Source organism: Candidatus Dormiibacterota bacterium (assembly GCA_035532835.1).
Lineage (GTDB): Bacteria > Vulcanimicrobiota > Vulcanimicrobiia > Vulcanimicrobiales > Vulcanimicrobiaceae > DAHUXY01.
The window spans coordinates 1-8,531 of record DATKQG010000085.1; the positions used below are offsets into that span (position 1 = coordinate 1).

General features: G+C 59.3%; 10 protein-coding genes. 7 read left to right on the forward strand and 3 right to left on the reverse strand.

All coding sequences use genetic code 11. The features are described from left to right. The 5 genes from VMW12_10410 to VMW12_10430 all read left to right on the forward strand — a co-directional run. On the forward strand, positions 1–209 hold a 209-nt coding region (locus tag VMW12_10410; protein ID HUZ50126.1), incomplete at its 5' end, for an MlrC C-terminal domain-containing protein. Positions 210–291: 82 nt separating this feature from the next. Next, a complete protein-coding gene (locus VMW12_10415) occupies positions 292–1,377 on the forward strand; it encodes a DUF1611 domain-containing protein (protein ID HUZ50127.1) in 1,086 nt (361 codons plus the stop codon). 177 nt (positions 1,378–1,554) lie between these two features. After that, complete coding sequence (locus VMW12_10420) at positions 1,555–2,034, forward strand: mobile mystery protein A (GenBank protein HUZ50128.1); 480 nt, start codon at positions 1,555–1,557, stop codon at positions 2,032–2,034. Then, positions 2,027–2,617, forward strand: a complete 591-nt coding sequence (locus VMW12_10425; protein HUZ50129.1) for a mobile mystery protein B — start codon at positions 2,027–2,029, stop codon at positions 2,615–2,617. The genes VMW12_10420 and VMW12_10425 overlap by 8 nt, the downstream gene beginning before the upstream one ends. A gap of 111 nt (positions 2,618–2,728) precedes the next feature. Continuing rightward, the gene (locus VMW12_10430; protein HUZ50130.1) at positions 2,729–3,472 is read left to right on the forward strand and encodes an SCO family protein; all 744 of its coding nucleotides are present in this window, start codon (positions 2,729–2,731) and stop codon (positions 3,470–3,472) included. Between the two features lie 21 nt (positions 3,473–3,493). On the opposite strand, the gene VMW12_10435 is transcribed toward VMW12_10430, so the two are convergent. The 3 genes from VMW12_10435 to VMW12_10445 form a co-directional block, all read right to left on the reverse strand. After that, the gene (locus VMW12_10435; GenBank protein ID HUZ50131.1) at positions 3,494–4,132 is read right to left on the reverse strand and encodes a hypothetical protein; all 639 of its coding nucleotides are present in this window, start codon (positions 4,130–4,132) and stop codon (positions 3,494–3,496) included. Between the two features lie 123 nt (positions 4,133–4,255). Further along, a complete protein-coding gene (locus VMW12_10440; GenBank protein HUZ50132.1) occupies positions 4,256–6,133 on the reverse strand; it encodes a DNA/RNA helicase domain-containing protein in 1,878 nt (625 codons plus the stop codon). Between the two features lie 307 nt (positions 6,134–6,440). After that, complete coding sequence (locus VMW12_10445; GenBank protein ID HUZ50133.1) at positions 6,441–6,845, reverse strand: hypothetical protein; 405 nt, start codon at positions 6,843–6,845, stop codon at positions 6,441–6,443. A 735-nt stretch (positions 6,846–7,580) separates the two neighbouring features. On the opposite strand from VMW12_10445, the gene VMW12_10450 reads away from it, so the two are divergent. Both VMW12_10450 and VMW12_10455 read left to right on the forward strand, forming a co-directional pair. Continuing rightward, positions 7,581–7,919, forward strand: a complete 339-nt coding sequence (locus VMW12_10450; GenBank protein HUZ50134.1) for a hypothetical protein — start codon at positions 7,581–7,583, stop codon at positions 7,917–7,919. Positions 7,920–7,982: 63 nt separating this feature from the next. Beyond that, a partial coding sequence (locus VMW12_10455; protein ID HUZ50135.1) for a DUF305 domain-containing protein occupies positions 7,983–8,531 on the forward strand: 549 nt, incomplete at its 3' end.

Here is an 8,531-nt window from a genome sequence, read left to right on the forward strand (position 1 = left end):
TTTTCGCGCCGAACGCATTCACCGCCCTCGGCATGACGCTGGAAGATAAACGCGCGATCGTCGTAAAGTCCTCGCACCATTTTTGGCGCAAATTCGCGCCGCTCGCGACGCGCGTTCTCTACGTCGGTACGCCGGGAGCTCTGGCGGCGGATTTCGCCTCGATCCCCTACCGCAAGCGCGACCCGGGGTACTGGCCGCGCACCGGCTGAGCGGACGATGAACAACGAAAAATTAGCATCAACGGCGAAATTTTGGCAGGACGCGACGGCCGGATTCCCGTAGACATGCACCATGTCCGCTCTATCTGAACGCCGGTATGCGATTTTAACCGAAGGGATGCTCGCCACGTCGAGCGGGAAGACCGCGCACGGCGTCTTACGCTATCGCGGCGACTCGGTCGTGGCCGTCGTCGATTCCAAGTTTGCCGGTAAACGCGTGAACGACGTGTTGCCCTGGCTCGGATCGACCGCGCCGATCGTAGCTTCATTCCAAGAAGCCTTGGCATACGAGCCGAGCGCGCTCTTGATCGGCGTCGCGACCGAAGGCGGCCGTCTTCCGGCCGAGCATCGCGCGGCGGTGCTAGCGGCGGTAGACGCCGGCCTCGAAATCGTGAGCGGTTTACACGAACTGCTGCGCGACGACGCCGAGATCGTCGCCCGCGCCGAGCGCTCCGGGTCTCGCCTATGGGACGTTCGCCTTCCTCCCGCAAACATTCCGCTCTTTAGCGGCGCCGCATATCGCGTGCCTTCGCAGGTGGTTCTCGCGATCGGCAGCGATTGCGCTGTCGGCAAGATGACGGCGATGCTCGAGATCGAACGCGCCGCCAAAACCTCCGGCACGCGCGTGGAGTTCGTCGCGACCGGGCAAACCGGCATTCTCATCGCAGGCAAAGGCATCGCGGTGGATCGCGTGATCTCCGATTTCGTCACGGGAGCCGCCGAACAACTCGTCGTGCAGGCGTCTGCCGAGGCCGACGTCGTGCTGGTCGAGGGCCAGGGCGGAATCTTTCATCCCGCGTATGCGCCGGTAACCTTCGGTTTGCTCTACGGGAGTGCACCGGACGCGCTCGTGCTGTGCCATCGCGCCAACAAGACGCATATCGACGGCTGGGACGTCGAGCTTCCGGATCTCGCGGGCCTCGTTGCCATTCATGAGGAACTCGTCGGCCGAATCAAGCCGGCGCGCGTGGTCGCCATCGCGCTCGATACCTCGGCGCTGGACGAGCCATCGGCCCGGGACGCGATCGCACGCGCGGCCGAACAAACGGGGCTCTTCGTGGACGATCCGGTTCGCAGCGGCGGCACCGCGATGTGGCGCACGATCGAACAAGCGCTGCGCGGCACGACCAAAGCGCTGCTGGCGACGGGCGCGCCTTAACCGGTTTAGAACGGGCTATCGAAGCAGTACTTCAGCCGGACCGAGGGCCTCGATCTTGGGCGATGAGTAGCCCGGCGCAGGCCCGAGCGTGGCGTAATCGTTCATAAATATCTGTCCTCGCCGGGTTGTTTTGTTCATATATATATGTTAAATTCGAGCCTGCTAGGACACATATATATGAACGTAAATCAAGCTGCCCTTGCCCGCAAGCAATTGGAACGGCGCCTTGCGCCGCTCCGGGACATGACGCTCGCTGCTCCCCCAAAAGGCTGGATCAAAGCCATTCGGGAGTCCTTGGGCATGACTGCCCGCCAACTCGCCGCTCGCATGGGCGTTGCGCCCTCGCGTATCCCGGCCATCGAGAAAGCGGAAGTTACCGGTGCGACCACCTTGAGGACGTTGCGACAAGCTGCCGCGGCGATGAACTGTGCCTTCGTCTATGCCTTCGTGCCGATCGAGCCCCTCGAGGAGATGCTGCGCGACCGCGCGATGCAAAAGGCGCGCAAAGATGTCTCGCGCGTCGATCACACCATGCGCCTTGAAAATCAGGCCCTCCTCAAATCCGATCTCGATGCCGAACGGCAGCGCACGATCGACCTCATCCTATCCGGCTCGCTACGGGGCCTGTGGGATGAGGAACGGGATCGTCATGCCTGATCCTCTGTTCGATCCTGATGATGACGCCAACACGCCCCTCACCGCCGAGGAGCGCGAAGCGCTCATCCCGTCCTATATCACGCTGCGTCACGAGTTGAACGAAGCCGAGCAGATCAATATCGGCTCGGCTCTACGCTGGGCCGATGCCCGAAGGCGCGATATCCTCGATCGCGATTTTCTAAGCGAACTGCACCAACGGATGTTCGGCGACGTATGGCGTTGGGCGGGGCAGTATCGTACGACTGCCCGCAATATCGGCGTCGACGCCCATCGGATCGCCATGGACGTGCAGCAAGCCGTCGACGATGCGCGATACTGGGTCGATCACGCCACCTATTCGCCCGACGAAATCGCGGTGCGGTTCAGTCACCGCCTTGTCGCCATTCATCCTTTTCCCAATGGGAACGGGCGCTTTTCGCGTCTTGTCGGCGATCTTCTCGCCCATCAGCTCGGGCAGCCGCCCTTTACGTGGGGGCGGGCAAACCTGGTCAATGCCGGGGAGACCCGGGCGCGATACGTCGAGGCTCTACGAGCCGCCGACAATCACGATATCGGGCCGTTGCTGCTTTTTGCCCGCTCCTAACGTGGCCTCAACTCCCCGTCGGTGTACAGGCTGCCCTTCAATGTGCACGACGTCAGACCAACGTCGTCCCGATAGAGCGATATCTCCGACGATACTGATGAACAGATACCTATGAAAAAACAAAGTACGCTCTATGCGATATGGGTTGCCGGCGCTGCGGTTGTTCTCGCCTGCATCGTCGCGTTGATATGGGTGGCGCATGCGAGCGGTCGATCGGATGTCGCGCAAAACTCTAGCGAAGCGACCGGATACGGCACGGTGCCCACCTATACGCTCGTCGATCAGTCCGGCCGCAAGGTCCACTCGTCTGCGTTTCTCGGCAAGGTGCAGGTGGTCTCATTTCTCTTCCCTTACTGCACGTCGTATTGTCCCCTGACCGCCCAACACATCGTGCAGGTCGAGAGCGCGTTGCAGCGCGCAGGGCTTGCCGACCGCGTTCAGTTCATATCCTTCAACGTTGATCCCGCGGGCACCGGGCCGAAGCAAATGCGCGCGTTCATGCACGAGTATGGATGGCCGCCCAGCGACACGCACTGGGAGTATCTGACGGGTTCGGTTGCGCAAATCCGTCGTGTTGTTCAACAAGGGTACATGGTCACGTACGAACGAGAGAGCAACGCGCAAGAGGATCGTGAGATCGCGCGCGAGCGCAAGGAGGGGACGTACGTTCCGCAACCCGAGGTATCCAACCCCCTAGCCAAACGCGCCAACGTCGATTATGACATCGTGCATAACGATCTGCTCGAAGTCGTCGGGCCGCGCGGCCATATCCGTGCAATTTACCTCGAAGCCGATACAGTGACCGCCGACAACATCATTGCCATAACCAACACATTGGATTCGGGCCGCCCCTAGCGAGCGGCATATGCGATTGGCCTATGCCGAGAACGAGACGATTTGATTATTGTCGCGATAGCACGTCCACCAAGCGTTACCGTCGTGCGTGAGCCCGCGCGCTTCGTCGGAGATTGAGGCAATGTCGGCGATCGCAACTTCGGTGCCGCGAAGATCGACCTCGGCGAGATGGAGATGCTCGAACTCCTCGTCGCCCGCCAGTCCGTAGAGTTTACCGTTCGCGAAGCCGATGCCGGCGAGCCGCTGCTGCAGCGCAGTCTGCTTCTTAACCGTTCCATCCCCATCGAGCGTCACGATACAACGGTTGCCGATCTGCAGGAGATAGAGCGACGATCCGTCGGAGGCGAGATGCGAACCGGAGAGACCCGGTAGTGCGATCCCGCTCGGATCGAAGCCCTTGCCCGGTACGAACGTATGAAGATAGCGATCGTCCTCTTCGCCGATTGAAACGACGACGCGCACGGTGCCGTCGAGAACGGCCATGCCGTAAGGCCTTCCCGGCGCCGCACTCTGCGCGCGCACGCGCCACGAAGCGGTCTCGATCTCGTAGATGACGCTAGTCTCCAAGGAGCCGACGTAGAGTATGCCGTCGAGATAGGCGAGCGGCTGCGGGCGGCCGCCCGGCGATGGTTTGCGCTGACGTTCGGTGATGCTATGCATCTTTCAAAGATACGCCCAGAACGCAAGCGTCTCCGCCTACTTCACGCAAAAGAGCGTGACACGAGCTTGGCTATATGCGAGCGATGCTCCGAATTAGTGCCTCAATATTCGGTTTCTCGAGCCTTAAACGCTATCAGAGCTCGTTAATCTTGAAGCAACGAAGGCACGCGTCTCGTCGTCAATAATGTAGACGCTGCATCCTTTCATACCTCGCGTGAGCAGCACGCGATATGAATTCTTGACGATGTCTACGAAGCGCGCTCCGCCCCTTTTTACGGGGCCATCGTGAGATACCGATGGTTGGCCGACCCATTTGCCATCGCGGATAACGAGGTCGTTGGCCCATATTACGCCTGCGTAGTCAAACTCAAAGCCCTGCGCCGTGTATATGCAGCCGATCTGAGCAAACCCATTGGGATCGGTTGCCCAAAAGGTGGCTGATGGAATCCCCTTCGCGAGGCGCGTCGCCTCGGGTCTAGCGTTCCAAGGCCGACGAAACTCGCCGATCTGCACGTCGCTAACGAGGTTCCCTTCATCGGTGGGGTCCGACCATGGCCAGCAGAAGCCGGCCATCATCCGCGCACTCGATCCTTCCGCTTCGCGCTTGGCTAGGTCGGCTTCGAGTTCGAACGGCGTATCGACAATCGAGAAATCGTATTGGCCCGCTTCCAGTTGCGTCTCGCCGGTTTTTCGGATCTCCAATAACTGATCTACCCAATCGATGTATTGCGCCGATCCGCCGCAACGAAATTGCGTACGCAAATCGACGGATTCATAGCGGGCCTCATGCCTTACGGCTGCTTCCTGAATCATCTTCATGCTACCGATTTCGCCCGGCCGCACTGTTTGATAGTCGTCGAGGAAGAACACCGTTACCTTGGCAGCATCAATCAGTTCGTCGATCTGTGGCCGATCGGAATGCTTTGCCTTTGGCGTAAACCGGGTATTGCTGCTTTCGCGAATTCGATGCGCTTCATCTGCGAGAATGACATCGACGCTGTTGCTTTCTGCCTGCCCGAAATTATTGAAATAGCGGACCTGTGCTTTGCTCTTCGCCCCAAGAATGCGCCATAGATTGCCGGTAAAAGCCTTGCTTCCCGTCGCATGCTGGACGTTCACGCCCATTTTGGAGAGCGCGCCAAGGAGGTTAAGGGCGATAACCGACTTCCCCGTTCCAGGGCCTCCATGCACCGCAACGACCGCCTTCTCGCGCTTGTCCTTTTGAGCTCGTCTCACCATTGCCAGCACCGCGTTGTACGCGATGACTTGGTCATCAATGAGCTTATAGCGCGGTTCGCCCTTAACCATTGCGGCGGTGTTTTCTAAAAGCTTATGCGACGGAGCATGCTTCCCGGAGAGCGCTCGCTCCATCACGGGGATCCCATTTCCCCCTCCAACAGTGTCATCGAAGAATTGCTTCAGCACGTCGGCGTCGTTGTTGAGGAACAATGGCACTTCGGTAAGCAGCTTAGTAAACTCCGTGCTCTTCAGAACGCCGGCGGCGCCCGGATGCATGTTATGCAGCCACGCGCACGGTGAAATCGCAATCCCTGCGGTATCGGAGTGGAAGGCCGAATTCGAGTCCCGCAGATACTCCGCATAGCCACGGGCCTGAACGCATGGATGGAGCAGCCGGCGCACGCCGCCACCGACAAACGCCTCAACACATTCATCGATCTCGCTTGGCGCTACCTCGCTCCATTGTTTTAGCTCCAAAAGTACAGCCGCATCTTCGCCTTTGGGAGAACTCCCAAACACAAAGGCGTCAAGGCGGGCCGAGCTAAGCGGCAATTGCATCTCGAGGACGACGCCATGATCCTTGATGCCCGAATAGCGCAACTGGTACGCCAGCGCGCTTAGTGAATTCCGCCAAGCATTAAACTCCGAGGCGGACGCGCGAAACCGATAGTAGTCATAGAACACGTCGCCGAGGCGCTCGGCAATTTTTCTTTGGACGCCTTCCTCGATAAACTCTTCACTCGGACCAGCGAACAACTGCATACCAGGGCCGTTCGGGCTGGGCAGATCGCTTCCCGCGGAGACGGACGCGATTTCGAATTCGAAAAACTTGGTCTACATGATTCATAAGTCCCAGGAGGGGCGATCATCAACGATTTGAGAGTGCTGGACGTCGCAGCACTAATGCGTGATGCAAAGAAATCCGCTTCGTACGACCGGCAAAGATAGTTGTTGTCAGCCACTGGCAAGCTGCCGCGGCGATGAACTGTGCCTTCGTGCCGATCGAGCCGCTCGATTCCGTTCGGAATACCGCAAGAAAGTGGCCCACTGAAACCAGTTCGGCCGCTTTCTAGCGCGGGTCGTTCATCCACATCTGAACGCCGTACGCAGGTTTGCCGACAGGTTGCGGCTTTGGGAAGGTGCTCGGAACGAAACTCGCTCCGAACCAAATGACGCCGGGATCCGTGCTGAAGCGATAGGGCGGATACTCGGGCTTGTACGAGTAGCTCAATCCCGTCCACGCAGCACACTGCTCGAACATCGCCGACGTGGCCAACCCGCTGACGACCCCGTACGGCTGCGTAAACCCAAAGAGCGGTACGGGAAGATCGGTGTTTTGAGCCGTTTGCTCGGTATTCACGGCAATTGCATCTTCCTCGAGGTACTCGTCGGGAACGAGCAATCCTAAGCCAAATCGTAGTCGTCCTTGGTTTGCGCCCTTGATGCAATCCAGCGCGATGGGGCTCAGCGCCATTAATCGAAGCGCGCCACGATTTTGTGAAAGCGTTGGTATAACGTCCGGCTCGGAAACCGGCGTCATCCCTTTAAGGTTATTCATCCCCCGAACCAAAGCTATGGCTTGATGCAAGGTCGCTCTTGTCCCGAGAGATGATCCGCTACCAACCGTAAGTAAGTATTGGCCCGGCTCCGCCGTGAATGAGAAATAGCCCGATCTGTCGGTTTTCGTTTTTACTACCGACGCAGCTCGCCGCACATATGGTGCAATCGATATTGGAATGTCCGCGAGCGGCGCATTTCGTTCGTAATCGACGACTCTTCCCGATGCAAAGGCTGACTCAGCCACGGGCAAAGCTGCCGGCAAGGCTAGGAGCCTTGCGCTTAGTAATTCAGCTGCGACCACGAGTACCGTTGCGCTCGCGATCGCAGCAAGAGAGCCCCCGGTGTGCATTTGCGTTATCCGTCTCGCTTGAGCGTACTCTAATTCTTTCACGTTATTCGGCTAATAACAGTTTCTAATTGGACACATTCTGGAAACGAGGAAACATTCGCCAGCAAGAGGTTGTTTGCGAGCGCTCTCCCCGAGCGCTCGCCGGCACGAGATGGGCATCGCACAGCGGTTAGCGCTGTTGCGCTCGTCTGCCGTGCCGTGGCACGCCTTCACAATTGCTTCGCTTAAACCGTATCGGTTTGGCGCATAATGATGAGGGTCAAGGCATCGTACGCTAACGTGAAAGAGGCTTTTCGAAAAATGAAAACACGGTATCAGCGACTGGACCCCTTAGCCTTTGGGATCGCAGGGGCGTGCACGGCGCTCATTATGGCGCTTTTCGTCGCTCTTCCAATGGCGGGCATGGGGGGATATGGAGCGATGGGCGGCTGGGGTGGTGGGCACATGGGCTGGGGTGGTGGGCACATGGGCTGGGGTGGTATGCCGTTCGGCGGAGCAATCTTCGGATGGATCGGCGGCGCGCTCGTAGCAGGGCTTCTAGCTGCCGTCTTCGCTGCGATCTACAACGCTATCAGCGCCGCCGTTAACCCGTTGCCACGCGTAGACGCAGCCGCCGAGGGCACGGCTCCAAAGCCGTAGACGTTCTGTATTCGTTCTCGGTCCCTTCATCAGGGCTTCGCAGCCGGGCGGTATAACGGAAGCATGATGAAACATCGTATTTTTGCCACGATATTCGCCGCTGTAATCCTCGCGATTGGGTCGGCCGTGCCGTCCTCCGGCCAGTCCACGGCGCCGACGGCCCAGACTCGTTATCCGCAATGGACGGGTTCAGGCTATCCGGCCGCACGCCACCTCGAAGTAATGCTGTTACAGTTCGACAATGCGGCGGTCAACATGGCGGAGGCTGCTCAGCGTAGCACTACCGACGCGAACGTGAAGCGACTTGCAAGCGACATCATCGCCCAGCGCGCCCGCGAACTCACCACCATGCGCTCCTCCTATCAAAAACAGTATGGGGAAACGCCGCCTGCGTGGGGCGGAACGGGCGGAAATTACGGCCCGATGGGCGGCGGCGGCATGATGGGCGGGGGCCGCGGCAACAACGGCTACAATATGATGGGCGGGACGATGGGCCAGATGATGGCGTACGGCGACGGCTATCAGACGATGATGGGCAATTCGTCGAATTGGTGGGGCGGCGGCAACGCGGGGACGGCCTTCGTTCCTGCGCTGATGCGGCTCGACGCGATG

What these genes read in the sequence shown, in the direction of transcription:
- VMW12_10445 (HUZ50133.1), bottom strand. Translation starts at nt 6,845, where the DNA reads ATGGCGCTGAGCCCCATCGCGCTGGATTGCATCAAGGGCGCAAACCAA.
- VMW12_10430 (HUZ50130.1), top strand. Translation starts at nt 2,729, where the DNA reads ATGAAAAAACAAAGTACGCTCTATGCGATATGGGTTGCCGGCGCTGCG.
- VMW12_10435 (HUZ50131.1), bottom strand. Translation starts at nt 4,132, where the DNA reads ATGCATAGCATCACCGAACGTCAGCGCAAACCATCGCCGGGCGGCCGC.
- VMW12_10440 (HUZ50132.1), bottom strand. Translation starts at nt 6,133, where the DNA reads ATGCAGTTGTTCGCTGGTCCGAGTGAAGAGTTTATCGAGGAAGGCGTC.
- VMW12_10425 (HUZ50129.1), top strand. Translation starts at nt 2,027, where the DNA reads ATGCCTGATCCTCTGTTCGATCCTGATGATGACGCCAACACGCCCCTC.
- VMW12_10420 (HUZ50128.1), top strand. Translation starts at nt 1,555, where the DNA reads ATGAACGTAAATCAAGCTGCCCTTGCCCGCAAGCAATTGGAACGGCGC.
- VMW12_10415 (HUZ50127.1), top strand. Translation starts at nt 292, where the DNA reads ATGTCCGCTCTATCTGAACGCCGGTATGCGATTTTAACCGAAGGGATG.
- VMW12_10450 (HUZ50134.1), top strand. Translation starts at nt 7,581, where the DNA reads ATGAAAACACGGTATCAGCGACTGGACCCCTTAGCCTTTGGGATCGCA.